We start from the raw sequence: 26,293 nt of genomic DNA on the forward strand, positions 1-26,293 counted from the left end.
AAACATCTGCTGTGAACATAGGATTTCTGTACCTGCTTTCTACCAATGGAAGCAGAAGCATGTAGGAATGAAATCAATTATAAAAGATCCATTTATTTTCATAGGTAATTTTAGTTCCTTTGGCCATTCCATCGGAATAGATAGGTTGGGGGATTTTTGTTGTAAAGCTCTATGATCATTAAATAATTCTTCTAAATAGAATTTGTATTTTTTTGATCAATAAATTACATTTTTTTTGGTATTTTTGATAATAATAAATGGTGCTTTTGTTAATTATATTTATATGAGTAATCGATTGCATATTGAGAATTTATTGTATTAATTGCATTATTTTATTAGAAAAAATAAATTAAAAAAATGAAAACGAAACTGTATATTTTAGCGTTAGTTTTGACTGGTTTTAATGGTTTTAGTCAGGTGAAAGATACTTTAGCCGAGAAAATATTGATTTATCAGCTTCCAATAGGTGGCTGGGGAAAGCAACTTGATGATAAATCAGTTGTTAATTATAATTTACCGATTGATGAGGTACTTTTAAAGAGAATAAAAAAGACCGGAAATGATCATGCTACAATAGATAATAATGCGACTTCAAAAGAAATTAATGCATTAATAAAAGCTTTTAAAATCACAAAGAATCCCGATTATCTTAAGTCTGCAGAAAAAGGGATAAAGTACCTCCTATTAATGCAGTATAAAAACGGAGGCTTTCCACAATATTATCCAAATACGGGACTTTATAGAAAGCAAATTACTTATAATGACAACGCTATGATTAATGCTTTAATGGTTTTGTATAATGTGGCAGCGGGTAAAAATGATTTTGATGTTATTGTTGATTATCATATAAAACAACAATCAAAAATTGCTGTTCAAAAAGGTATTGAATGTATTTTAAAAACCCAGGTTTTGCAGAAAGGTATTCTTTCTATTTGGGCTGATCAATACAATGAAATAACCTTGCAACCTGATAAAGCAAGAGCTTTTGAACCTATTTCTTTAGCAACAGGAGAGTCGGTTGGAATCGTAAGGTTTTTAATGATGCAGCCCATTACTCCCGAGATTGAAAAGTCGATACGGTCAGCAATAAAATGGTTTCAAGAGAATAAATTAAATGGCTACAGCTACAACGTAGCAAAACAAAACGGTAAAGCAGTAAGAATTTTGGCTGAAGATAAAAGTTCTGTGATCTGGGCAAGATTTTATGATATTAATAATAACAAACCTCTTTTTGGTGACCGGGACGGAAGTGTAAAATACAATTATAATGAGGTTTCAGAGGAAAGGAGAAATGGCTATAGCTGGTTTGGTGATGCACCTGCAAAACTGATAGATAAAGAATATTCTAAATGGATTGGCGAAAACAACCTGCCAGAATAATGAATTGAAACATTAAACAGATAGGTTATAAGATCGAAATTGAGATGATTAATCTATTAATGATAAAAAGACCGAGATTCCTCCCGGTCTTTTTATCTTAGTATTGTAATTCCCTGTAGTTATAATGTATTACAAACATTCCCCGATAATGTGGCTCCTGCGTTTGCTGTAACATCAGATTTTACTGAAGAAACAGATAAAGTTGAAATAGAATACGGAGGTGTGAATGCTGTTCCACTTCCTGAAGTATTTCCGGTGACATTTGTAAATGTATTTCCTGTTGCTGTAACGGCTGTATACCCGCTCATCAGGTTGATTGGTTCTTTTACGTTTTCAAAAACATTTTTGTCGACAAGGATATTTGCCTGAACTCCAGCTGCAATGCATTTATTGCTCGATGAACTGTTAAAATAACTGTTGACAATATGGATTTTACCAAATCTTACCCTCGGCATACGTTCTCTGCATCCCGGAGCCCACCAGCAACGAACAAAGGTCACATTCAATTTTCCTGCATCAGCAGTTGCTCCATCGCTTGAACCGATAAGGTTTGAAAATCTGTGATCATCGGTTCCTCCTGAACCACCTGGTTTTGGAGCCTTTAAATAATGGAATTTCGTGTAAGAAACAGTGACAAAATCTGATTTGTTTTTAATGTCAAAATTTCCGTCAACACCATCTCTGAATTCACAATGGTCTATCCAAACATTTCTGCAGTCATCCAAAATAGCATTATCCCAACCATCTGTGTCATAAGCTCCAGGTCCTTCGAAAATCAAATTTCTGATAACGATATTGTTACATCTTTTAATATTGATAATGCCAGATCCATCCTTTGTCTGATCGGTTGAAACCAGTTTTGCACCGCTTGCGCCATAAATTGTTTTTCCGGTTTGATCCTGAAATGATAACCGGGTGGTAATGGTAATAGTTCCTGTGACTTTAATAACTTTTACAGCTGTGTTTTCAATAGCTGCTTTTAATTGTGCATAGGTTGTTACTGTAGTTTCAGCAGCAGTTCCTCCACCTGCTGTTCCTCCGTTTTGAGAAGCCCATCCAGGAGCAACACAACTGGCTAATGGGACAACAGCATTTAGCATAATTGCATTTTTAAGATTGAGTTCGTTAGGGTTTCCTGATAACTCGGTCTTGATGTCTTCCTGACCGCAACCAGTTAATGTAAAAGCTGAGCTTAGAGCTACCGCAAATAGGGTGGCTTTGATTTTTGTTTTCATAGTTTATATTTAGTGGTTTGTTCTTTTGTAAAATTATATATTTAATATTAAATTATTTTATATTTTAATATATTCATGTTTATATAATTATAATGTTAAATATTTATTTAATTCAATCGGTTGCACTTTAGTATATGGATAATTTGTTTGAATATCTGTTTTTCCGGATAGGAAATCAGTGTAAGGGAAAATGAAATACCTTCTATGTAGGCTTTGTAAGTTTGCTCTTTACGATCCTTTAGAATGATCTTACTTCAAAAGAGTATATCCTATTCTTTTCTGTATTAAAATCAAAAACTTGTGTTTCGGGGATAGGAAATCCTTTTAACTGTGCTTTCTCCGAAATTAGCGGCGTTTTAATAGTATTTACCTGATAATATTCATTTGGATTTTCTCCTTTTGAAAGCTTGAATTGCGTTTGAGATTTTAGCTCAGTATTTTTTGCAATTCTGATTCTACAATTTCCTCCTAAAGCTGATTTAATTACCAGTTTAGTGAGCTTGGTATCTTTCCATTCAATATCTACTTCAAAACCACCTCGTGCTTTTAAACCTTTAACAGAACCGTTAGGTAGAGCATCGGGAAGAGCGGGTAAAATATAAATATAGCCATCATAACTTTGTAAAAGCATTTCTGCAATTCCGGAAGTACAACCGAAATTTCCATCAATTTGGAAAGGAGGATGAGCATCCAACAGGTTGGGATAAGTTCCTCCTGATTGCCCTTTCTGTTCCATTGAAGCAGGTGCTAATTGATCTGAAATTAATTTAAAAGCTTGATTTCCATTCAGTAATCTTGCCCACCAATTGACTTTCCAACCCATCGACCAACCTGTGGATTTGTCACCTCTATATATCATAGAATTTCTGGCGGCTTCTGTCAGATTGGGATTTCTGAAAGGTGAAATCTGTCCTGAAGGAAATAGTCCGTATAAATGCGAGATATGTCTATGTTTATCACCAGTTTGATCCATATCTTGTAACCATTCCTGTAATTGTGTATGCTGACCGATCTGCATTGGTGGAAGTTTACTTAAGGCTGTTTTCACTTCATCTGAGAGATTTTGTTCCGTATCAAGAGCTTTTGAAGCATTGATGAAATTATTAAAAAGATCAAAAACCAATTGATTATCCATTGTTGTTCCTGCCGTAATTCCTACGTTTTTTATATAAGTATTTTCCGGTGACATAGAAGGAGAGACAACCAGATATTTTTTAGAAGCATCCTGTCGAAGAATATCTAAATAAAATAATGCAGCTCCTCTTAAAGCTGAATAATATTGTTTCAAAAATACCTTATCTCCGGTGTATAAATAATGATTCCAAAGATGTTGTGTCAACCAAGCCCCACCCATAGGCCACATCCCATAGAAGCCACCGTCGACAATTCCTGTGATTCTCCACAAATCAGTATTGTGATGCATGTTCCAACCTCTGGCGTGATACATTTCCTTTGCCGATTCTTGTCCGGTCAATGATAAATCCTGAATCATATCAAACAATGGCTCATGCATTTCACTCAAGTTCGTGCTTTCGGCAGGCCAGTAATTCATCTCAGTATTAATGTTGACTGTATATTTGCTATCCCACGCTGGATTCAATTGATAATTCCAGATACCCTGAAGATTGGCTGGCTGGGTTCCTTGTTGAGACGAAGAAATCAAAAGATAACGGCCAAATTGAAAATACAACGCTACCAAATCTGGGTCTTTCGAACTACCAAATTCTCTAATTCTTACATCTGTTGTTTTTTTCGCTTGTTGAGTGGTTCCAAAATTAAGACTGACACGCTTAAAATATTTCTGATATTTTTCAATATGTGCTTTTAATTCGTCAGTATAGCTTTTGTTTAAAGCAGAATTTAAATATTGTAAAACCCCAGTATCAGGATTTCCTGAAATATCATTGTATTTTTTGAAGTTCGTAGCAATAGATACATAAATAACAACTTCATCTGCTTCTGAAATAGTCAATTGATTTTCAGTGGTGGTTAATTTTCCGCCTGTTAAAATTGGAACTGTAACTGTTTTGAAATTTATTCTTCCTATTTTATTGTCAACAGAGCTGCTTGTTCCGTTAATAATCAATTGATTTTTCTCCGTAAAAATTGAATTTTTTAAATGTGGAGTAGAGGCATTAATAGAGAAATTTAAGCTTCTTTTTTTGTTGGAAGACAGTTTGATTACAATAACATTATCTACGAATGAAGAGAAAATCTCACGCTTGAAAATTACACCATTAACTTCATAAGAAATGGTAGTTATGGCTTTTTCAATATCTAAAGTCCTGCTGTAATTTTTAATATTTTTATGATCTTTAAAATTCAGAAATAGATCACCCATTGTCTGATATGGCATTCCATAGTTCAAATCTTTCGGAGCAGCTCTCGGATAGGTAGTATTTGATAAATTCTGAGCTTTCTCAAATTTACCTTCATTTAAAAGTTTTCTGATTTTCTGAATACTGTCGAAGGTGTTTTTGGGAACATTGTTTCCCGGTTCTCCTGCCCATATCGTTTCTTCATTAAGTTGAAGATGCTCTTGTGAAGATCCTCCAAAAACCATTGCTCCTAGTCTTCCGTTTCCGATAGGCAATGCTTCGTTCCAGTTTTCTGCGGGTTTATCGTAAGTTAGTTTTAAATTTTGTTGAGCATGAAGGGTAATGGAGATTGTTGCTCCAAAAAGCAATGCGAAGATTTTATTTTGATTGATTTTCAATATTTTATATTTTATTAAAGTGATTTGCGTCGGCGATGATCCAAAAATGTTTAATTGTCAATTACGGAATACTAATACTTTTCAGCCAATCTGAACATAGTTTTTTCCAGTTGTCAGTCAATTCGTTTTTATTGTTAATTCCGATTTTATGCTGACCTTCAGGGAAAATAAACAATGCGCCTTTTACTTTATTTTTAATCATTTCCTGATAATAAAGAATGCTGTTCATCACAGGAACAGTCCGATCATTTTGTGCATGAAATAATATCGTGGGCGGGGTTTTTTCAGTGACACGGTTTTGCATAGAATATTCTTTGATTTTTTCCCTGGAAGCATTTTCGCCGAGCAAGCTATTGCGGCTGTCTACATGTGCAAACTCTCCCAAATCAATGACTGGAGAAACAAGAATGGCGAAATCAGGAACAGTGGAAAAATTCTCCCAATCTCCTTTTAATGCTGTGTAATCTGTGGTTATATTGCTTGCCATTGCAGCTAAATGCCCTCCTGCAGAGGTTCCTAGAACTCCAATCTGGTCTGGTGAAATTCCCCATTGTAAAGCATTTTTTCTGATATATTTTATTGAGGCCTGAATATCTTGTAGAGGAGCGAGTTCTTTTTGTTTTAAATCTGGTGAGGTGGGTAACCTATAGTTTAAAACAAAAGCAGATATTCCAAGGGTATTGAACCATTTTGCAATTTGAAAACCATTTAGGTCGTAGGTGAGTTTATAATATCCACCACCGGGAATGACGATGACAGCCATCTGCTTTCTTTCTTCTTTTGGAGGTAAAAAAGCAAAAAGTTCAGTTTCCTGAATTTGGATAATTCTTCCCTCTTTTTCTTCGGTTTTTAATTCCAGTCCTTTAGAATTAGGCATTTGTCCTTTTGGCCAGACCATCAGTTTTTCCTGAGTTAAAAGATGATTGTAGAGGAAAATTACTAATATGAAAGCAAATTTTTTCATTCAATTATGATTTTAGAAAATCCTCTCTGAACGGAGTGAATGCATCAATTAATTGTCCTTCTTCCAAACATTTTACACCATGGAAAATATTGGGCTGAGCAAAAAAACCATCACCCTTCTGTAAGATTTTTATCTCACCATCCACGGTTACTTCAAATGATCCTGATGCAACATAGGTGATCTGTGAATGAAAATGTTGATGTAGAGCTCCTATCGCATCTTTTTCAAACTTTACGATCACCATCATCACCTGAGAATTGTAGCCCACAAACTGTCTGGAAACGCCATTTCCTAAATCTTCCCATTCGGAATTTCCATCAAAGAATGGTTCTTTTTTGAATTTCATTTTTATTTTTTTAAATGATTAAAAAATTTCGGTTAGTTTATTACTATGAATAAAACGCATAAAGCTTTGATTATTTAATATACTTTTCCAAACCGGTTTTTAAATTTCTCAAAGAATTCAGTGCTAATTTCGCAACAGATTCAGCACCGAATTTTGATAAATGCGTATCATCAGATTTTCCTTTAGGATAATATTCAACATCGCCTTCTTTGTAATGCAGATGAAGCTGTTTTGATTTTTCTGGACCATAAGAAATCTCCATTTGTTCGGTTAATAACTGTAAATCAACGAATGGAACTTTAAGATCATTGGCAACCATTCTTACCACCAAAGGATATTCTTTGTGAGTGTCTACTAAAACACCATTCTCAGTAAAGTTTCTTCTTACTATTGAAGTCATCAGAATTGGTGTTGCACCTTTTGCTCTGGTTTCATTAACGTATCTTTCAAGGTTGGCTCTGTATTGAGTATAAGGGTTGGTAAATTTTGAAGAATCCTTCACCTTCTGATCGTTATGACCAAATTGGATAATTACAAAATCACCTTTTTTAAGTTGTTTTTCAACTTTATCCCATCTTCCTTCTGTTCTGAAGCTTTTTGAGCTTCTTCCATTCATTGCATGATTCTGAATTTCAATTCCGGTTGTAAGAAATAATGGAAGCACCTGACCCCAACCGTGTTCAGGATTTTTATCAGGATTTTCCTTATTGGCCATCGTGGAATCGCCGATTAGGAATAGAGTAGGTTTCTGCTGGGCAACAATAATTGCAGAGATAAAAATGTAAAGAGTTAAAAATAGTTTTTTCATAATTAGGATCTTCATAGATTAGGTTTCCAGCCATCAAAAATTTTTTCAAGAGTATAATTTTTCATATCTTTTTTTGTAAGTTGGTGTGACCAGCTTACACGATCTATTGTATTTCCACCTTCGCCGCTACTTCCAAATTCTCCGTAGAAAGCGGTTTTTTCTTTGTCAGGAAACATTTTGTCTCCTTTCCAAGGATTCCAACCTTCCGGAAGAATATGCTTTCCCATTTCGGTATTTAAAAAAATTGTTTTTGCAAACGGCCTCCAAGGTCTTCCCAGGTATACTTTTGTCACACCTTCTTTAGCAATTAATTTACAGTCAAGAAATACAAAACCATATTTTCTGTCAGCTTCTGTTGCAGCTGCAGTGATATAAGAATCGGCTAAACTTTTTATAGTACAATTCTTAAAAACAACGGTCGCCTGTCCGAAAATGAAATCTGTAGTTCCTTCAATACTACAGTTTTCAAAATATTGCCTGCTGTGGTTGGTTGCTGAATAAAGAGTGTCCTGGCAACCCAGAATTTTTGAATTTTTAATGATAAAACGGTCGCCTTCCACATGGAGGGAAACTGCCTGTCCTTCGTTACAAGAGCTGTTTCGAATCGTTAAATTACTAATTGTAATATCATCACCCATTACCAATAAAGTATAGGAATTGAAAGTTGTCATTTTTTCATTAAACACGTCTGGTTTTCCTGAATAATCATTATTAATGATAATTGTATTCTCCTTATTTTCACCTTCTAATATAATTTTATGTTTTGAAGAAGGGATTGTGATTTTTTCATTGTAAGTCCCTGATTTAATAGTGATCAATGCTTCTGAAGGACCAAGGTCTCTTACTGAATTAATAGCCTTTTGAATAGAAGTAAAATCTCCCTTTCCGTCTTTGCTGACGGTAATTTTTATATAGGGTGAGTTTCCTGCCAAAAGAAAATTGGCAGCCGAGATAAATAGAATTAAGAATAATTTTTTCATGAAGTTATTTTAAAACATTATTTAAAAAATCTAAAGTATAATGTAATGTTTCTGTGAACCAGGGTTCAGCACTCCAGAATGAATGTGGTGTATCTTTAATTTCATGAGATTCTGTAAATATATTGTAGCTTCTCAATTGATTCATCATATCATCTCTTCCAGCATGAAAACGAGGTTGTGAGCTGTTAATGAAAAGAATAGGCGGCGTATTTTTATTAATATATTCCAAGGGAGAGGCTTCGGTCCAGTTTTTAAGATTTACATTTCTATCTCCACCCAGCCAATAAGAAGCATAAATACTTTCTTCAGCTTCCGGATGAATAAAGGAAACGATTCCATCAATATTTACAATTGCTTTAATTTTATTATGTAATTGTACCCCAACCAGAGTGGCCATCTGTGCACCTGCCGATTCACCCAAAACGGCGACTTTATTTTGATCTAAAGAGTACTTTTTTCTTTTTTTCTTGAACCATTTAATAGCTGTTTTAACATCTTCTATGCCAGCTGGATATTTTGCCACATCCGCAAGACGATAACCAACTGCCATTGCTATATATCCTTTTGAAGCCAGTTCCATAGCCATATATCTTTCATTTTCCTTACTTCCTGAAACCCATCCACCACCGTGAACCATGGCGATTCCCGGATGTTTTTTGGATTTATCCAGGGGATAATAAATATCAGCTTTTAATGAAAGTCCATCAATATTAGAATATTCTACATCTTTATCGATGCCTATATTTTGCGGAACAGGCCTTTCCAAAGGGGTGATGAAAGGATATTTTTTCTTTAATTTATCATAAGTTCCCTCATTAGTATAAGGAGTAGCATTCGGTCGTGGAACTTGACCGAATGCTGATATTACTCCTACTAAAAAAAAGGAAATATAAGTAAGTTTGTTAATGATCATTCGCTTGTAGAATTTTTATTTAACTGAATCTTCAGCAACTTCTGTTGAAATAGAAAGAGCTGCTTTATCAGTAGAAATTTCTTTTGGTAACAATACAGCTCCGGTTTTATGGCCTAAAATTTTAATGAAAGGTTTATTTACTGATTCAAATTTTACAGTAGACAGGTCAATTTTTTTGCTGTTGTATATTGTCGCTCCTGTTCCTTCAGAATATTTAAGTTTAACATTTTTCAACTGGATTCCATCGGCATCTACTATCGTTAAAGCTTTTTTTGTGTCAAACTGTGAATCTTCAATTACAATATTTTTAAGATTCATTTCGGCTAATCCGAACAGGGTAATCGCTTCGTAAGAATTAATAGCATTAATGTTTTTAAAGAAAATATTTCTGAAAATCGGAGTTTCCTCTGTCACTGGATAAAGTTTTTCGGGTGCTTTATTTCCTTCCTTTTTCTGACCGTCTTCTAAAACCGGCGAGGCTCCTTCATAAAACATATTGAAGCCAATAACCTGTGTTGGAATATTAATCATATTGATGTTTTTGATGTAAATGTTTTCAACAATTCCGCCTCTTCCACGTGTTGTTTTAAAACGAAGACCGATATCGGTTCCAATGAACGTACAGTCAGAAACGTGAATATTTCTTGCTCCTCCTGACATTTCACTTCCGACAACAAAACCTCCGTGACCATGATAAACGATATTGTTTTTTATGATCACATTTTCAGTAGGCATATTTCTTTTTCTTCCGTCTTCATTTTTCCCGGATTTAATACAAATCGCATCATCACCCACATCAAAAGTATTATCGTAGATCAAAACATTTTTACAGGATTCCAAATCTACACCATCGCCATTTTGAGAAAACCAGGGATTTCTTACCGTAAGGTTTCTTAAAATCACATTGGAACACATCAATGGGTGAAGATTCCAGGCCGGTGAATTCTGAAAGGTAGGACCATCTAAAAGAACTTTATCACAACCTATCAGACTTACCATTACCGGACGAAGGAAATCTTTAACCGTCTTAAGCTCTTCTTTAGAAATTTTATCAGGAACATTGAAGCTTGAACTGCTTTCAAATCCTTTTTTATAGCTTTCTGAAGGGTACCACGTTTTTCCGTCAGAAGATAATATTCCACCTGAGGAAATGATTTCTTTCCATTCAGATTCTGCCACTTTACCTTTTTTGATGGCTCTCCACGCATCTCCGCTTCCGTCGATTACTCCTTTTCCGGTAATAGCGATATTATTTGCATTTTTTGCAGAGATCGGTGATTGACAACGGATGGTATTTAACCCTTCAAAACTTACATCTACTAATGGATAGTCATTTTTATCTTTGCTGAATATAATGAAAGCTCCTTCTTCTAAATGAAGATTGATATTGCTTTTCAGTTCGATAGGACCTGTTAACCACATTCCGCGTGGAACGATCAGTCTGCCACCTCCTTTTTTGGTGAGACTTTCAATTGCTTTTTTGAAAGCTTCTGTATTTTTTACATTTCCCCCCGCAACACCTCCATATTGTGTGATGGAAACTGTATTTGCAGGAAAAGAAGTTTCCACAACCTGAGGCATTTTAAACTCAATATTTTTATAAATATCCAGATTCTGAGCATATATCTGCCCTGAAATCATCATTGCTGCTACTGAACCAATAATTTTGATAAACTTCTTCATTCTATTTTTTTTGAGTTTTAAGTATATTTTTAAATTCTTTATAAACAATCGCTGCAATTACTTTTGCCCCTTCGGGCTGGAAATGGGTATTGTCTCTTTGACCGCCAGGATAAGCCTCATACATTCCAGCAGGAAGATTCATAAAATAGTGACTGCTGGTAAAATCCTGCCCTTTTTTTGTGAAATATTCCATAGACAGTTTATTTAAATCAATGTACGGAACACTCATTTCTTTAGCAATATCGATTGGTGCCAGCCAGTAATCTCCATGAATATTTTCAAGTTTTCCCTCTTTCCATGGATAGTTTCTTGCAACTGGTGTTACAATAATCGGATTTCCGCCCTTTTGTCTGGTTTGCGTAATGAATAATCTTAAAAATTCTTTATATCCATCAATATTTACATATCGTTCTGTATGCTTTTCTGAACCGTCATTATGTCCAAACTGCATGATTACATAATCGTTTGGTTTCAAATGCTCGTAAACATATCTCCATCGTCCTTCCTGGAAGAAAGTTCTGGTGCTTCTTCCGCCATAAGCTCTGTCGATGATTGTAACAGAATCAGTGGTAATTCCCGGCCTTAAAGAATATAAACTGTCTTTTAGGAAAAATGGCTGAAAAACCTGTCCCCAACCTGTAATAGGGTAGCGGACTTTCATGTAATCTTTACCGGGTTCATAATTTCCTGTGTAATCTGCCATCGTGGAATCACCGATGAGATAAATATGTGTGATATTTTTATTCTGTTTGGCAGATGTATTCCTTGTAAGCTTTTGTGATTGGCAAGATGATAAAAACAGGATTATTAGTAAAGCAAAAGATGTTTTATAGGATACTTTTCTCATGATTTATTTTTTTGTCATTCTAAACCAGTCAAAATCTGCATATCCACCGCGGGATGCTTTTGCTGTACTTATACTATATAAACCGATTTTAGCCCCAATCCATTTTCCCGGTTTTGACTGAAAAACGTCACCGGCTTTTATGAAATCTTTACCATTTTCACTATAGCTGAATTGGCATAGACCATTAGGTTCGTTAACATTTACTTTTAAGAATACTTCGTTTGCTTTCAATTTAGTTTCAAATATTACTTTTTCCTCACCACCTTTATCTGCTTTTTCAGCTTTTCTTAATTGAAGGTAATATCCGTCCGGTTTATTGGTGATAACGATCGATTCATGGTCTAATCCCATTACCAAAAGACCTGCTGTTTTACCCTCTTTGGCATCCTCAGGGGTTAATTTAACTTTAGTTGATGCTACAAAATTCGGAGCAGGGAATTTTTGGGTTAGTAAATTTGGGACGTTCCATAGATTTTTTTCATCTTCAGGAACTTTCATTGAAAACAATCTTAGAAATTTCTGTCCTGAAAGTTTTGAAGACCATACGATATTTTCGTTGGCGCTCCATTGCCACTGAATACCCAATCTATCGCCATCAAATTCATCTGTTTCAGGAGGTGTAACGATGGGGTAGGATTGTCCTACATCAGGTTTTTTAGAAGTTAAAACAGGTTCGCCGATTCCATTTTTATTGGTGTCGATTCCGATAATAGGCCAGTCTTTTTCCCATTTCATAGGTTGAAGATGAACGATTCTTCCGTAGGCGTCAACATCCTGAAAATGATAAAACCAATCTTCACCAGAAGGTGTATCTACCCAGGCTCCCTGATGAGGCCCGTTTATTTTTGTTGAACCTTGTTCAAGAACAATTTTCTCTTCGTAAGGGCCATATATATTTTTTGATCTTAATACCAATTGCCATCCTGTAGCAACACCTCCTGCAGGAGCGAAAATGTAATAAAAGCCATTTCTTTTATATAATTTGGGACCTTCAACTGTTGGATGGGCATCATGCCCGTCAAAAACATGAACTCCTTTATCCAAAACTTTTGTTCCCTCAGGATTCATTCTATTAATGGAAAGCAAACTTTTTACACCAGCACGGCTTCCAGCCCAGCCATGGACTAAATATGCATTTCCATCCTCATCCCAAAACGGACAGGAATCAATGAGACCTTTTCCTTCCATCACCAAAACAGGTTTCTCCCAAGCTCCAAGTGGATCTTTAGTCTTTATCATGTAAATTCCGAAGTCAGGATCTCCCCAGTAAATGTAGAATTCACCCTTATGGAATCTCATACTCGGAGCCCAAACTCCGTCGCCTCTTTTAGGAGTAGAAAAATGTTCAAAAGGAAGAACGTCAGGAAGAGCATAATTCACTAATTGCCAGTTCACCATATCTTTTGAATGAAGAATAGGTAAGCCGGGAGCTTCATTAAAACTTGAAGAGGTCATATAAAAATCATTTCCAACACGAATCACATCCGGATCTGAATAATCTGAATACAAAATAGGGTTTCTGAAATTTTTCCCCTGATCTGCAGTCCATACTTCAGAAACATATGGTTTTTCCTGAGCGTTTATATATGTTGAAGCAACTGCTAGAGTTGTAACTGTTGCTATTCTTAAAATATTTTTTATCCTCATAAAGATCAAATTCATTGTTTTGTGATCAGAATTCCTGCTTTAATTTTTAGAGTTTTCAAATTCTAAACTTGCCAGGATAAATGGGCCAGTTCCTTTTGCATCGTTAGAGCGGATTTCTTCGTTTACGTAATATTCATAAGACCCATCTCTGTAAGGCGTTCCACCTAATCCTGCAACAGCACAGCATTTATTAAGATTTACAATACCGTTTTCATCTACAGAAATAAGATTTTTGATGATTCCATTATACCCTTTTTGAGCAGCTTTTTTATATGATTTTGGAAGGTAACCGTTGTTAACTGATTTTATCATTGTATATACAAACATTGAGGAAGCTGTTGCTTCGGTATAGTTTCCTTTTTCACCCGATTTATCCAAAACCTGATACCAAAGTCCACTATCTTTGTCTTGAACTTTAATTACGGCATCGCTGTACGATTTTAAGTACGAAATTAATTTCGCTCTTCCAGGATGATATTTTGGAAGAAAATCAAGAACATCTACCATTGCCATTCCATACCAACCCATTGCTCTTCCCCAGAAATTAGGTGATTGGCCGGTTTGTTTATCTGCCCATTTCTGTTCGCGACTTTCATCCCAGGCGTGATAAAGCAGACCTGTTTTTTTGTCCAGAAGGTTTTTCTGAATAAGATCAAATTGGTTTATAATATCGTCATAAGCTTTTATAGCCTCTTCACCGTTCACAAAATCTTTGGTATAATGTGCATAAAACGGTTGACCCATATACAAACCATCGAGCCACATCTGGTTCGGATAGATTTTTTTATGCCAGAAACCGCCTTCTTTAGTTCGTGGTTGTCCGTCGATTTGGGAACGAAGCATCTGCAAGGCTTTTAGATACTTTTCTTTTTTCTCTTTTTCATAAAGATAAAGAAGTACATTTCCACTATTCAGAAGATCGATATTATATTTTTCCCGTTCATAAGTAAGGATGCTGCCATCTTCTTTTATCAACTTTTCACCAAAGCTGCTTACATAATTGTAATATTCTTTTTTGCCTGTTTTTTGGTACAGTTTTTCAGCGCCGTCTAAAACTATTGCTGAAGGATAGGTCCATTTTGGACTTTTGCTGAAATCGAGCATCCAGGACTCTGGAAAACGGTTCATTTCAGAAAGTAACATTCTTTCAGACCAATTCAAATTTGTTGGAACAACTTTTCCAGACTGTGAAGCTGCATTTGATGATTTTAAGGCTGGTGTCGTTTTTGTTTGAGCACAGGCCAGGAACATTCCTGAGCCTAAAATTGCAACTGCATATATTTTTATCTTTTGATTAATAAAATTCATTGTAATTAAATTTTAAAGTTGATTGTTATTAAATGCTTCTTCCATAGTCAAACTATTTATGATAAACTGAATCTTATAATACTTTTTACATAGCCGAATTTAACAAAGAGTTTTCATGGTTATTAGTTTTGTCCTTCGGTTATTTTTTGTACAATATCATTCATGTAAATTTCAATATTATCGTAATTTTTATCTAAATCCCGTCCATTGGCATTGGCAATTTTAGGATTTATTTTATTTTTAATTTCCCATTCATCAGGCATTCCATCATTGTCTGAATCTGATAAATATTTTCCGGGTTTTAGATCTGGAAACCCACCCACATCGGTTTGAGAATCAATAATACCGTTAGTACTTCCTTTTGAACCCTTATAAGTAAAACTTCCATTTTTTATATCTTGCAAAACATGACGATCAATGGCATCTCTAACTAAACTCGCTCCTCCAAACTGCAGTGTTTTTTCGTAAGCTTCTTTTGCAGAATGGGTTTTTATATTATTCTCAATATCGTGTGGCTGATTGATTTTAATTGAATTTTTATCTTTATCCGTTAAATTGTAAGTAGGTTTCATTTGGGCAAAAACGCCTTCGGTCCAATTGTCTTTGGTAATTTCTGGATTCCCTTCCATTACATTTCCATTGATGTAGTATTTTCCCCAGATGTTATAAACTTCGGTCTGCGGTTTCTCGTTTTTATCGATGGCAGTAATTCGTTGCCTGGTCATTGTAGCAGGACCGGGTTTGTAGTAATTATTGATGAGATTCACGTTCATTCCTTCACCACCATAGATATTGTTGTGACCCCAATTGTAAATAACATTATTTCTGAAATCTGTAAGATCCGTTAGCGCAAATTTACTTCCGGCATATTCTCCTAATCTTGGATTTCTGCTATCATGATGTGCATAAATATTGTGATGAAAAGAAGCGAATTTTCCTCCTGCAATTCCACCATATCCATGTGCGCCTTTCTGATGAACAGAGTTTCTTAGGCTTTCTGCGATCAAACACCATTGGAGTGTTGTCTTTTCGTTGACGTAAATGGAAACTGTCTCATCCGTTGACCAGCTCATCGAGCAGTGATCTACGATTAGATTCTTTATGAATCTTGCTCCAAAAGCATCTCCTTCAAATTTCTTCTGATCACCCATCCTGAATCTCATGTACCGTATAATGACATTGTCTGCAGCTACAAAAGTTTCATAATTGGCTATAGTAATTCCATCTCCGGGAGCCGTTTGTCCTGCAATAGTAACATTACCTTCTTTTATTCTGAGTGGAGATTGAAGATAAATGGTTCCTCCGGTTTTAAAAACAATATATTTTGGACCTTTCTGATTCAATGCATATCGCAAAGTTCCATCTGATCCGTCATCAGTCGTCTTAGTCACAAAATATACTTTTCCACCACGACCCCCAGTTGTATATTGTCCGAAACCTTCTGCTCCGGGGAAACTCAATACATTTTGAGCATCAACTAAAATCTGAATACTACATACAATTCCTATCGTCAATATTTTTGTTAAATGCTTTTTCATGATCGAAAGATTTCTTTGGGGTTGATGGTTTGGTTTAAAATTATTTGAGATCCTTTTGCACTCTCCAGTTATCCTTTCCTTTGAGAACATAGTCTCTTGTATAGTTTTTTCTTTCAGCTTTGGTCAGCTGATGAGACCACGAAACTCTTTTTGAAGCATTTGCTCCATTTCCTTTAGAATTATATTCTGCATAAAAAGTTGTTTTCTCTGCCTCCGGTTTATTCCAATTATGCCAACCTTCTGGTTTTATGGTTGAATCAATTGTACAATCGATATAGACAGTCTTAGCAAAGGGTCTCCATGGTCTACCCAGATATACTGAATGTTCTACTGCATGACCAGTTATTTTGCAGTTGATGAAAACGAAGCCATAAGCATTTTCCTGTGGAGTAGAGGCAGCGGTTACATAGCTGGCACTTTCTTTTGAATAGATTGTACAATTTTCAAAAACAGCTGTTCCTGCACCGAAAATATAGTCTGTTGTACCTTCGATATAACAGTTTTTAAAATAATTTCGGGAAATTTTTCCCTTGGCACCCGCTGGTACATCCTGCATTCCTTTAAGATAGAGCGTATCCTGAAATCCTAAAAATTTACAGTTTTCAAAAGTAATTCGGTCACCACCTGTCAGAACTGCCACTGCCTGACCTACTTTTCCTGAGCTGTTTTCAAAAGAAATACTTTTTGCTGTAAAGTCATTGGAAAAAATAAAAATCGTAGAAGAACCGGTAGTTCCTATCTCTTTACCTTCAGAATTCTTTTTTGAGGCATAATCATTATATGTTATAATGGTATTTTCCGGGTTTTCTCCCTCCATTACGATTGCTCCTTTGGTTTCCGGAATGATAATTTTCTCTTTGTAAATTCCTGGTTTGAGAATGATTACAGTCTTAGCAGATAATAGATTTGAAGTGGCGTCAACTGCTTCTTGTATGGTCGTGAAATCACCCTTTCCGTCCTTTGAAACCACAAACGTCTGATGAGTGGTTTTGAAAGAAAGAAAGCATATTAAAACTATTAAAACCAATATTAGTTTTATATTTCGCTGACAATTAAACATTTTCATATCTATTTTACATTTAAAAATACAGACTCGCTTCCGGAGAAGAAAGCCTGTACTCCTGTTAATATAAATGTATATTGTTACTAGTACCCATAATCCTGGGTAAGATTGTAGTTTGATTGAATGATATCACTGTAGATAGGCAGTAGTTCTCTTTTATTAGGTTGGAAATACTGCGCAAAACCTTTTACGGGATCACTTATATAAGTCTGCAGAACGGAAGCTCTCCATGCAATTTTTGTATATCCTGCAGGAGTTGCATCCTGTGAAGGAATGTAAAAAACTTCTGATTTATCCGATACTGTAGAATAAATATCAATATCAGTGATATTTTGCTGAGCCGTTTTGGTAGGATCATAAGGAGATTTCTTATAATACATGTTTAAAGGAACATTAGCATAAGCTCCGGTTCCATTCATAAAGTCAGTAAGTTTCTGTCTGGTCTCCGTAATTTTAGCATCTAAAAGATTCCAGCGGATGAGATCATACTTTCTGATTCCTTCACAACCCAATTCCAATAATCTTTCTTTTACAATAGCATTAAAAAATCCTGCTTTATCGGTAGGTATAGCTCCCACCTGATCTAAGTTCCCTGCATAGGCTCTGTTTCTAACCAGCTTTAAAGCATTTAGAGCTTCTTGTGAAGGAGCGCCGTGAATTTCATTGTCTGCCTCAGCAAACATTAATAATACATCTGAAAAACGGATCATAGGCCAGTCTATAGCTAAATTTTGAGAAGGGCCGGTCACGTTAGTCCATGACTTTCTGTATTTTGAATCCGTAAACGAAATTGCTGTTACCAATTCTGCCTGGTTGGAGTTATTTACTTTAAAAATTCCCACATTCATATCCCTTCTTAAATCATATTTACTGAATTCGTAGAAGTATACGGGAAGGGCGTTGATCCCGCCGCCACCTTTCCATGAGGAATTATCATCATGCTTCAAACCATTATAGTATCCAATTTTACTATCTGTTCTCGCGTTACCTCCAAATGCCCCAACAGCGAAGATTACTTCATTGGTAGCATCCTGAGTGTTATTGTGTAGAGCTTTGAAAACAGCTTGATAGCTTGGGTTTAAACTATGTTCTCCCGTATGGTTCATAATATCTCTACACTCATCATAAGCAATCTGATAGTATTTTTGAGGGTTAGAACCTTGTGCCATCTGCTGGGGATTTCTTCTTAAAGAATATCCGGCCCTTGCCAGCGCAATTCTTGCTCTAAGACCTTTTACAGCTCCCTTAGAAATTCTTGCTGAATTTGTACCTTCTTCGGATCTCCATGGTACTAAATTACCTGCTTTGGCAAGGTCATCAATGATTCTTTCATATATAACATCTCTATCAGTCTTTGCAAGATAAATACTTTCCATATCTGCAGAAGGCTTATCCTGGAAAGGAACATCACCCCAGTTTTTGATCAGGTCATAGTAGAACTGTGCTCTGAGAGTGAGAGCTTCGCCAAGATAACGATCCATTTGTTTTTTCTCGGCAACTGATCCTGTTTTATAAACAGGAGATAAGGGAATGTTTTTAATACAAAGATTAGCACGCTCTATTCCTGAGTATAATTTTAAGAATGGTTTATTAAGTTCTGAATTTGTGGTACATGCTCCAAATGTAGCAATCCCTCTTCTGTCATTACAGTTATAGTCTCCCGATGTTCGGAAATCATCACTGGAATGAGGATAAATTAGTGCTAATCTCTGCCCATAACCATCATCACCTGCTAATTGACTATACGCTCCAACCAAAGCAGTGAATGTATCTGCAGTACTGTCAAACTGTTGCGCTTCAGATACACTTGAGAGGTTTTCGGCATCCAGAAAATCGTCGCATGAATTAAAAGTAAGTGAGGCAACGACACAACTTAAAATTAATATTGTTTTTTTCATGTCTATTTTTTTATTCAATTAAAAGGTGATATCAACTCCCGTTAAAATAAATCTGCTGCGAGGATAAGCGGCATAATCTACACCCGGAGTCAGAGGATTTCTCCTCGTACTTGCTTCAGGGTCATATCCTGAATATCCTGTAATGGTAAATACATTATTAACAGTGGCATAAATTCTTAGATTTTTAATAAATGCGCTTTCCAGTGCCCCTTTTGGAAGGGTATATCCGATCGTAAGGTTATTTAATCTTAAGAAAGAGCCATCTTCAATAGCATAAGAATGCAGAATATAGTTACCGGATGGGGGAGTCCACATTGTTGTATTGGCATTCAATGCAGCTAATGCAGCAGGATCTGTAACTTTTACACCGTCTGGCCCAAACCATTTCCATCGGTCAGCCACTTCAGCAAGCATATTGTTATCTCTATATTGAAACTGTGTTGAAAACTCAATTTTATTGGCATTATACACTTTATTTCCTACAGAGAAATTAAAGAATAAACTCATATCCCAGTTTTTGTACCGGAAAGTCTGATTGAACCCTCCAAAGAACTTAGGCTGGGAACTGCCCAAATCAGTCTGGTCATCTGTAGTGATCTGACCGTCACCGTTAATATCTCTAAGTTTCAAGTCACCTGGCTGTACTGCTTTAGAACCTAGTGCAATAGCACTGTTACTTGGGATTCCAGCTTTTAATGTATATACATGAGTTGAAGGGTTATAGTCGAAATCATTGAGCTCATATCTTCCTTCCGTTACATATCCGTAATAAGTTCCGATAGGGTTACCCACCTTTACGATAAAGTCATATAAACTGTTTACCCATCCTGAAGCAGCAAGATAATAACTATTACTTGCAGAGGCGTTGGAACCTAAACTTTTGATCACATTTCTATTGGCAGAAATGTTGAAGTCTGTTTTCCATGAGAAGTTTTCTTTATTAATGAGAATTCCTCCCATGGTAAATTCAATACCTTTATTCTGAGTTTTCCCTGAATTCTGATACTGATATTCATATCCTGAGGTCTGAGGAATTTTAGCTAAGATTAAAAGATCTTTAGTGTCTGTAATATATGCATCCACACTACCATATAATCTGCCCTTGAAAAAACCAAAGTCAATACCTATGTTTTTAGATACCGTTGCCTCCCATTTTACATTTTGATTTTTCAACGTATTTCCTGTCGTTGCTCCTGGAGTTACACCACTTCCGAAAGTGTATCCATAATCAGTAGAAGTGGTAAAGAATGTATCATACAGGAATGCGGGAATTCTGTTGTTTCCTGCTAAACCATATCCAAAACGCAGCTTAAGTTCTTCCAGCCACTCTTTATCCTTAAGGAAATTTTCCTGTTTAAGCTTCCATGCTAATGAGAGGGCAGGAAAGGTTCCCCATCTGTTTTTTGGGGCAAAGACGTTTGTTCCGTCTGTTCTTATGGAAAGGGTGGCTATATATTTATTATCGAAAATATAGTTGGCCCGTCCAAAAAATGAAACCAATCGGTCTGGTGCCAGCGCAGCTGTTCTAGGGGCATCCTGAATCATTCCTGATGGTGGGATGGCGGACTGGATGTTAGCAAATGCTTCATTAGGCAAAATAGAACTCGGTAGCCATTTTACATATGTATTGGAAGATTCACCGTCTGTCTGAACAGTTTCTTCACCCAATAGTAAATCGATTTTATGATTTCCGAATTTTTTTGTGTAATTTAATGTATTGGTGTTCGTGATTCTCCTGGTTTGAGATCTGGTTAACTGTACAATAGGCTGGTTATTATTAGCTCTTGCATCGTTTGTAATGCTTCCCCAGAATTGATCAACAGCATTGTCTTTTTGTACATATCCTATGACCGATCGGAAGGTAAGATCTTTTGTAATATTATAATTAAAGTAAGCGTTTAACAATAAGTCGTTTGTGCTGTTATTTCTTACTTCACTGTCATTAAGAAGAAGAGGATTAACAAGATTGGTATTTGTTGCATAATTAGGATCAAAGTCATCTACAGGAACATTGCTTCCGCCCTCAAAAGGCTGGTATCTTACTGCATTTCTCAATCTGTTGGTTCCTTGTGACCCGGATGCTGAAGTTCCTGCACCCGAAATTAGGGATCGGCTGTATCTGGTGTTAAATCCTATCTTAACCTTCTTACTTACATCATAATCATATTTAAAATTGGCCATGCTTCTTCTAAAACCTGAATTAAGCATAATTCCGTCTTCTTCTACATGATTTAACGTTAATGAAAATGCTGATTTATCAGAACCGCCTGTAATATTGATATTGTGGGTAAAGTTGAAGGCTTCTTTTCCAAAAAGTTCTTTTTGCCAATCTCTTTTTTTGATGGAGCCATACTTATCCGCAAGTTGGTCATAGGTTCCATATCTTGCGTCAAAAATGTCTTTGTCACTCTGAATATCTCCTTTATAATAAAGTTCATACTGATACATTACAAAGTCCTGTGGGCTTAATACAGGAATTTGATTCATAATCTTTCTAACTCCAGTATATCCACTGTAGTTAATAGAGGTTGCTGCTCTTTTACGACCACCTTTTGTGGTGATCAGAACAACACCATTGGCACCTCTGGCTCCATAGATCGAAGTGGAAGCAGCATCTTTCAGTACCTCAATTGATTCGATTTCTTTAGGAGATAGAATAGACAATGCATTATCCATCTGGATTCCATCTACGATATATAAAGGAGAATTGCTTTGTGTAATAGAAGTTCCACCTCTTACCTTGATATCTACCTCTGCTCCTGGTGAACCCTCACTTGCCGTAATCTGTACACCAGCTACTCTTCCCTGAATGGCCTCTGCAGCATTGTTTACAGGCATATCCTTCATATCTTCAGCCTTTACTGAGCCTACAGCATTGGTAACGTCTTTCTTAGAAACTTTGGTATATCCTACCAAAACCACTTCATCGATTTTGGTTTCCTTTTCTTTATTCTTTTCTTTTTCTTGAGCCAGACCAAGGACCGGAAGTAGAAAAACAGTTAAATATAACCACTTTATAGATTGTACTCTTTTATCCATTTTGTATCCTTATAGTTTTAATTCTTGGTTGAAATTCTTTTCAATCTTTTGTTTGTTTGGATTTTTTGTAAGTATTCTATAAATGAAGTGACCGATATTTTAATAAACATACGCTTTAAGGAGTGCAATCGATTGCGTAATTATTTATTAAAAATATCTAGGCTCCTAAACTAATATTATTTTCCAATATGCAAAGAAAAAAATATTATTTTTCTGTTAAATTCTTTTTTTTAATTGTTAATATTAATTATAATAATGCATAAATTACGTAATTAAATGATTGATTATTAGTAATTTAAATATTATATATTATTTCGATTAAAATTTAGGGTAAGTGAAATTCAGGCAGTATTTTTCTATTTAAATTTTATTATTTCTTTAAAGAATACTTCATTTTAGACAGTAGAAATTTCCCAAAAATGATGCTTAGAAGTTGTTTTTTTTCCATTTTTCTGATTTTTATCACATTTTTTTGAACCATACAAAACGAGTTTTTGCTTAATAATAAATAAATCACGAAATAGTCGTACTATTATTATATAAATGCTATTATTATTGGTAATTTAATATTGTAAGTTAATCATTATTATAATACACCGTTTGGCTTAAAAATTAAAATAGGATTCTATTTTAGGGAATTGAAATCATTGGATTATAGTAATTTGCCTAATGATTTTATTGGAATAATTGTTTTTATATTGTTGATTTACAGATGTTTTTTAATTAAATGTATTTTTTTGTTTACTAATTAAATAATAATTATATATTTATCGACAAGTATTTCTATCAAATGTAAGTGTAATTTAATGCAATCGATTACGCAATGTTTAACTGGTTTTATTAAAACCGTAAAAAGAAAGTATAAAAAAAAGAAAGTATGACGCAATCAGAATTTCGATATGCCCACCATCCTGAAGATGTTAAAAAGTACACAACTGAAGATTTAAGGAGGGAGTTTTTAATCGATGATTTATTTAATGAAGATCAGATAAAATTAGTCTATTCTATGTATGACAGACTGATTGTAGGTGGAATACTACCTTTATCGAAGTCCTTAAAACTTGAGCCAACAGATGATTTGAAAGCAGAATATTTTCTTGACAGAAGAGAGTTAGGAATTATCAATGTTGGCGGAACAGGAAAAGTAACAGTAGATGGTGAGGTATATGAGCTTATGAATAAAGAAGCCTTGTATGTTGGGAAAGGGGCAAAAGAAGTGGTTTTTGAAAAATCGGGTGATGAACAACCTTATTTTTATATCAACTCTGCTCCCGCACATCATTCGTATATGACAAGAAAAATAACGAAGAGCGAGGCTGAGATTGTGGAACTAGGGGAGGAAAAATATGCTAACAGACGTACGATAAACAAACTGATTGTTAATAGCGTCCTTCAAACATGTCAGCTTCAAATGGGAATGACTGAACTTCACGCTGGAAGTGTTTGGAATACAATGCCTGCACATACTCATACCAGAAGAATGGAAGCATATTTCTATTTCGATCTGCAGGAAGATCAAAGCATAAGTCATTTCATGGGGCAACCTGATGAGACACGTCATATTTTTATGAAAAACCGTCAGGCTGTTTTATCCCCGGAATGGTCTATTCATTCTGGAGTTGGAACTTCTAATTATACTTTTATCTGGGGTATGGCAGGTGAGAATATGGACTATGGCGATATGGATGGTATCAAAACTAATGAACTAAAGTAATTTTCCAATGAATTTATTTGATTTATCCGGTAAGGTAGCAGTCGTTACAGGGGCTACTCACGGATTGGGAATGGCAATGGCTGAAGGCTTAGCTTCTGCAGGGGCGGAACTGGCCATCACAAGTACAACGCCTTCAAAGTTAGAGGAAGCTTTAAATTATTATCGCGAAAAAGGATATCATGCAACGGGTTATCTTTTTGATGTAACAGACAAACTTGAGGCTGCTCAGAAGGTAGCGCTTATGATTGCTACACATGGGAAGATTGATATCCTTGTGAATAATGCAGGAATCATCAAACGTACTCCGGCGATTGATATGGATATTGAAGATTTTAGAAAGGTAATCGATGTAGATCTTACAGGTCCTTTTATCATGTCACAACTCGTTGGTAAGCATATGATCAAAAGGAAATCAGGAAAGATCATTAATATATGCTCAATGATGAGTGAGCTTGGCCGGGATAATGTAGTGGCGTATGCTTCAGCAAAAGGAGGGCTTAAAATGCTTACAAAAAATCTGGCAACAGAATGGGCGAAGCACAATATTCAGGTAAATGGAATTGGCCCGGGATATTTTGCAACATCACAGACAGAGCCAATCAGAGAAGACGGGCATCCTTTCAATGATTTTATCATTAGCAGAACTCCGGACGGAAGATGGGGAAACCCTGAAGACCTTGCAGGGACAGCTATTTTCTTAGCTTCCGATGCGAGCAGATTTATCAACGGGCAGATCATTTATGTGGACGGTGGTATTCTGGCGACTATCGGGAAACCTGCAAATGAGTAATAACAGAATTAAACGACAATGAAATCCTTTATAACAGATCAATTTTTACTACAAAATAAATACGCTGAAGAGTTATATTTTAACTATGCAGAAAAGTTACCGATCATCGATTATCATAATCACCTGATCCCTAAAGATATTGCAGAAAACACTGCGTTTGAGAATATTTCTAAAGTCTGGATTGCCGGAGACCATTATAAATGGAGAGCTATGCGTACCATGGGAGTGAATGAAAAGTTCATTACAGGAGATGCTTCTGACAAAGAAAAATTTGAAGCATGGGCAAAAACAGTGCCTTACACATTAAGAAATCCATTGTATCACTGGACACATCTGGAATTGAAACGTTATTTTGGGATCGATGAACTTCTTAACGAAGATAATGCAGGTGAAATTTATGAAAACGTTACCGCACAATTACAGACTCCTGAAAAATCAACAAGAGGTCTGTTAAAAATGATGAATGTAGAATCTTTATGTACAACCGAAGATCCTACAGATATTTTAAATTACCATCAGGAAATAGCAAAAACCGATTTCAGTATTAAAGTAAGTACAGCCTTTCGTCCTGACAAAGCTATTTTGATTGAAAACCACAATTTCGCGGACTATCTGGCCAAACTCGGACAATCGGCAGGAATTACAATCGATTCCTATCAAAGCCTTTGTGATGCTTTATTAAAAAGAATTGAATACTTCCACGCAAATGGTTGCAGATTATGTGATCACGGATTGAATAATATTTCTTTTGAAGAATTTACAGATGCTGAGATCAATACAATTTTCAGTGATAAGTTATCAGGAAAAGTGATTGCCGGAAAGCAGGTTAATCAATTCAAAACAGCGATCTTATTATTTTTAGGTGAAACCTATCATCAATTCGGATGGGTTCAACAGTTCCACCTTGGTGCTTTGAGGAATAATAACGAACGTATGCACAGGGTTTTAGGACCTGATACAGGCTGGGATTCTATCGGAGATTTCGTTCAGGCTGAAGCACTGTCTAAATTCCTGAATACGCTGGATGGAAAAGATAAGCTGGCTAAAACGATTCTTTATAATCTAAATCCTGCCGATAATGAAATTTTTGCAACAATGATCGGAAATTTCAATGATGGCAGTGTGAAAGGAAAGGTACAATTCGGTTCCGGATGGTGGTTTCTGGATCAGAAAGATGGAATGGTAAAGCAGATGAATGCCCTTTCAAATATGGGACTTATAAGCTGTTTTGTAGGAATGCTTACAGACTCGAGAAGTTTTCTTTCTTATCCGAGACACGAATATTTCAGAAGGGTATTGTGTAATCTTTTCGGCGAAGAAATGAAGAACGGTGAATTGCCGGATGATATTGAGCTTATTGGAAGAACGGTTTCAGATATCTGCTATCATAACGCTAAAAATTATTTTGATTTTTAAAGTGAAAT

At 35.6% G+C, this 26,293-nt stretch carries 19 protein-coding genes; 4 read left to right on the forward strand and 15 right to left on the reverse strand.

The window, feature by feature from the left end:
• The first annotated feature begins 357 nt into the window (after positions 1-357).
• Positions 358-1,380: a pectate lyase gene (gene pelA / locus NG806_RS02745; protein ID WP_261511875.1), complete on the forward strand. Its 1,023-nt coding sequence runs from the start codon at positions 358-360 to the stop codon at positions 1,378-1,380.
• A 119-nt stretch (positions 1,381-1,499) separates the two neighbouring features.
• Here pelA and NG806_RS02750 read toward each other — a convergent pair whose 3' ends face one another.
• From NG806_RS02750 to NG806_RS02820, 15 genes are all read right to left on the reverse strand, one after another.
• Positions 1,500-2,615: a pectate lyase family protein gene (locus NG806_RS02750; RefSeq protein WP_261511876.1), complete on the reverse strand. Its 1,116-nt coding sequence runs from the start codon at positions 2,613-2,615 to the stop codon at positions 1,500-1,502.
• Between the two features lie 238 nt (positions 2,616-2,853).
• A complete protein-coding gene (locus NG806_RS02755; RefSeq protein WP_261511877.1) occupies positions 2,854-5,331 on the reverse strand; it encodes a glycoside hydrolase family 95 protein in 2,478 nt (825 codons plus the stop codon).
• Between the two features lie 61 nt (positions 5,332-5,392).
• The gene (locus tag NG806_RS02760; RefSeq protein WP_214825894.1) at positions 5,393-6,295 is read right to left on the reverse strand and encodes an alpha/beta hydrolase; all 903 of its coding nucleotides are present in this window, start codon (positions 6,293-6,295) and stop codon (positions 5,393-5,395) included.
• Positions 6,296-6,299: 4 nt separating this feature from the next.
• On the reverse strand, positions 6,300-6,641 hold the full coding sequence (locus NG806_RS02765; protein WP_214825892.1) for a cupin domain-containing protein: 342 nt from the start codon (positions 6,639-6,641) through the stop codon (positions 6,300-6,302).
• Positions 6,642-6,711: 70 nt separating this feature from the next.
• Entirely contained in the window at positions 6,712-7,449 is a 738-nt protein-coding gene (locus NG806_RS02770) for a rhamnogalacturonan acetylesterase (protein ID WP_214825890.1), read from the reverse strand.
• A gap of 11 nt (positions 7,450-7,460) precedes the next feature.
• Entirely contained in the window at positions 7,461-8,429 is a 969-nt protein-coding gene (locus NG806_RS02775) for a pectinesterase family protein (protein ID WP_261511878.1), read from the reverse strand.
• A 4-nt stretch (positions 8,430-8,433) separates the two neighbouring features.
• A complete protein-coding gene (locus NG806_RS02780; RefSeq protein ID WP_261511879.1) occupies positions 8,434-9,342 on the reverse strand; it encodes an alpha/beta hydrolase in 909 nt (302 codons plus the stop codon).
• A 15-nt stretch (positions 9,343-9,357) separates the two neighbouring features.
• On the reverse strand, positions 9,358-11,025 hold the full coding sequence (locus NG806_RS02785) for a glycoside hydrolase family 28 protein (protein WP_261511880.1): 1,668 nt from the start codon (positions 11,023-11,025) through the stop codon (positions 9,358-9,360).
• A gap of 1 nt (position 11,026) precedes the next feature.
• Positions 11,027-11,872 carry a rhamnogalacturonan acetylesterase gene (locus NG806_RS02790; protein WP_261511881.1) on the reverse strand — a complete coding sequence of 282 codons (846 nt, stop codon included), beginning with the start codon at positions 11,870-11,872 and terminating at the stop codon, positions 11,027-11,029.
• Between the two features lie 3 nt (positions 11,873-11,875).
• Positions 11,876-13,519 carry a glycoside hydrolase family 43 protein gene (locus tag NG806_RS02795; protein ID WP_261513159.1) on the reverse strand — a complete coding sequence of 548 codons (1,644 nt, stop codon included), beginning with the start codon at positions 13,517-13,519 and terminating at the stop codon, positions 11,876-11,878.
• 39 nt (positions 13,520-13,558) lie between these two features.
• Positions 13,559-14,827 (reverse strand): glycoside hydrolase family 88/105 protein, encoded by a 1,269-nt coding sequence (locus NG806_RS02800; RefSeq protein WP_261511882.1) that lies wholly within the window; start codon positions 14,825-14,827, stop codon positions 13,559-13,561.
• A 122-nt stretch (positions 14,828-14,949) separates the two neighbouring features.
• The gene (locus NG806_RS02805) at positions 14,950-16,365 is read right to left on the reverse strand and encodes a pectate lyase family protein (RefSeq protein ID WP_261511883.1); all 1,416 of its coding nucleotides are present in this window, start codon (positions 16,363-16,365) and stop codon (positions 14,950-14,952) included.
• Between the two features lie 40 nt (positions 16,366-16,405).
• Entirely contained in the window at positions 16,406-17,425 is a 1,020-nt protein-coding gene (locus tag NG806_RS02810; RefSeq protein WP_261511884.1) for a pectinesterase family protein, read from the reverse strand.
• A gap of 86 nt (positions 17,426-17,511) precedes the next feature.
• Positions 17,512-19,326 (reverse strand): RagB/SusD family nutrient uptake outer membrane protein, encoded by a 1,815-nt coding sequence (locus NG806_RS02815; protein ID WP_214825878.1) that lies wholly within the window; start codon positions 19,324-19,326, stop codon positions 17,512-17,514.
• An 18-nt stretch (positions 19,327-19,344) separates the two neighbouring features.
• Positions 19,345-22,365, reverse strand: coding sequence for a SusC/RagA family TonB-linked outer membrane protein (locus tag NG806_RS02820; protein ID WP_214825876.1), 3,021 nt, complete (start codon positions 22,363-22,365; stop codon positions 19,345-19,347).
• Positions 22,366-23,242: 877 nt separating this feature from the next.
• On the opposite strand from NG806_RS02820, the gene kduI reads away from it, so the two are divergent.
• From kduI to uxaC, 3 genes are read left to right on the forward strand one after another with little or no spacing between them, the layout of a single operon-like run.
• A complete protein-coding gene (kduI, locus tag NG806_RS02825) occupies positions 23,243-24,079 on the forward strand; it encodes a 5-dehydro-4-deoxy-D-glucuronate isomerase (protein ID WP_261511885.1) in 837 nt (278 codons plus the stop codon).
• 7 nt (positions 24,080-24,086) lie between these two features.
• Positions 24,087-24,869, forward strand: a complete 783-nt coding sequence (locus NG806_RS02830; RefSeq protein ID WP_261511886.1) for a gluconate 5-dehydrogenase — start codon at positions 24,087-24,089, stop codon at positions 24,867-24,869.
• An 18-nt stretch (positions 24,870-24,887) separates the two neighbouring features.
• Positions 24,888-26,285: a glucuronate isomerase gene (gene uxaC / locus NG806_RS02835; RefSeq protein WP_214825869.1), complete on the forward strand. Its 1,398-nt coding sequence runs from the start codon at positions 24,888-24,890 to the stop codon at positions 26,283-26,285.
• The last annotated feature ends 8 nt before the right edge of the window (positions 26,286-26,293 follow it).

Source organism: Chryseobacterium paludis (assembly GCF_025403485.1).
Taxonomy (GTDB): Bacteria; Bacteroidota; Bacteroidia; order Flavobacteriales; family Weeksellaceae; genus Chryseobacterium; species Chryseobacterium paludis.

Coding starts and splice junctions, on each gene's coding strand:
- pelA (WP_261511875.1), top strand. CDS start 358: ATGAAAACGAAACTGTATATTTTAGCGTTAGTTTTGACTGGTTTTAAT.
- NG806_RS02750 (WP_261511876.1), bottom strand. CDS start 2,615: ATGAAAACAAAAATCAAAGCCACCCTATTTGCGGTAGCTCTAAGCTCA.
- NG806_RS02760 (WP_214825894.1), bottom strand. CDS start 6,295: ATGAAAAAATTTGCTTTCATATTAGTAATTTTCCTCTACAATCATCTT.
- NG806_RS02765 (WP_214825892.1), bottom strand. CDS start 6,641: ATGAAATTCAAAAAAGAACCATTCTTTGATGGAAATTCCGAATGGGAA.
- NG806_RS02770 (WP_214825890.1), bottom strand. CDS start 7,449: ATGAAAAAACTATTTTTAACTCTTTACATTTTTATCTCTGCAATTATT.
- NG806_RS02775 (WP_261511878.1), bottom strand. CDS start 8,429: ATGAAAAAATTATTCTTAATTCTATTTATCTCGGCTGCCAATTTTCTT.
- NG806_RS02780 (WP_261511879.1), bottom strand. CDS start 9,342: ATGATCATTAACAAACTTACTTATATTTCCTTTTTTTTAGTAGGAGTA.
- NG806_RS02785 (WP_261511880.1), bottom strand. CDS start 11,025: ATGAAGAAGTTTATCAAAATTATTGGTTCAGTAGCAGCAATGATGATT.
- NG806_RS02790 (WP_261511881.1), bottom strand. CDS start 11,872: ATGAGAAAAGTATCCTATAAAACATCTTTTGCTTTACTAATAATCCTG.
- NG806_RS02795 (WP_261513159.1), bottom strand. CDS start 13,519: ATGAGGATAAAAAATATTTTAAGAATAGCAACAGTTACAACTCTAGCA.
- NG806_RS02800 (WP_261511882.1), bottom strand. CDS start 14,827: ATGAATTTTATTAATCAAAAGATAAAAATATATGCAGTTGCAATTTTA.
- NG806_RS02805 (WP_261511883.1), bottom strand. CDS start 16,365: ATGAAAAAGCATTTAACAAAAATATTGACGATAGGAATTGTATGTAGT.
- NG806_RS02810 (WP_261511884.1), bottom strand. CDS start 17,425: ATGTTTAATTGTCAGCGAAATATAAAACTAATATTGGTTTTAATAGTT.
- NG806_RS02815 (WP_214825878.1), bottom strand. CDS start 19,326: ATGAAAAAAACAATATTAATTTTAAGTTGTGTCGTTGCCTCACTTACT.
- NG806_RS02820 (WP_214825876.1), bottom strand. CDS start 22,365: ATGGATAAAAGAGTACAATCTATAAAGTGGTTATATTTAACTGTTTTT.
- kduI (WP_261511885.1), top strand. CDS start 23,243: ATGACGCAATCAGAATTTCGATATGCCCACCATCCTGAAGATGTTAAA.
- NG806_RS02830 (WP_261511886.1), top strand. CDS start 24,087: ATGAATTTATTTGATTTATCCGGTAAGGTAGCAGTCGTTACAGGGGCT.
- uxaC (WP_214825869.1), top strand. CDS start 24,888: ATGAAATCCTTTATAACAGATCAATTTTTACTACAAAATAAATACGCT.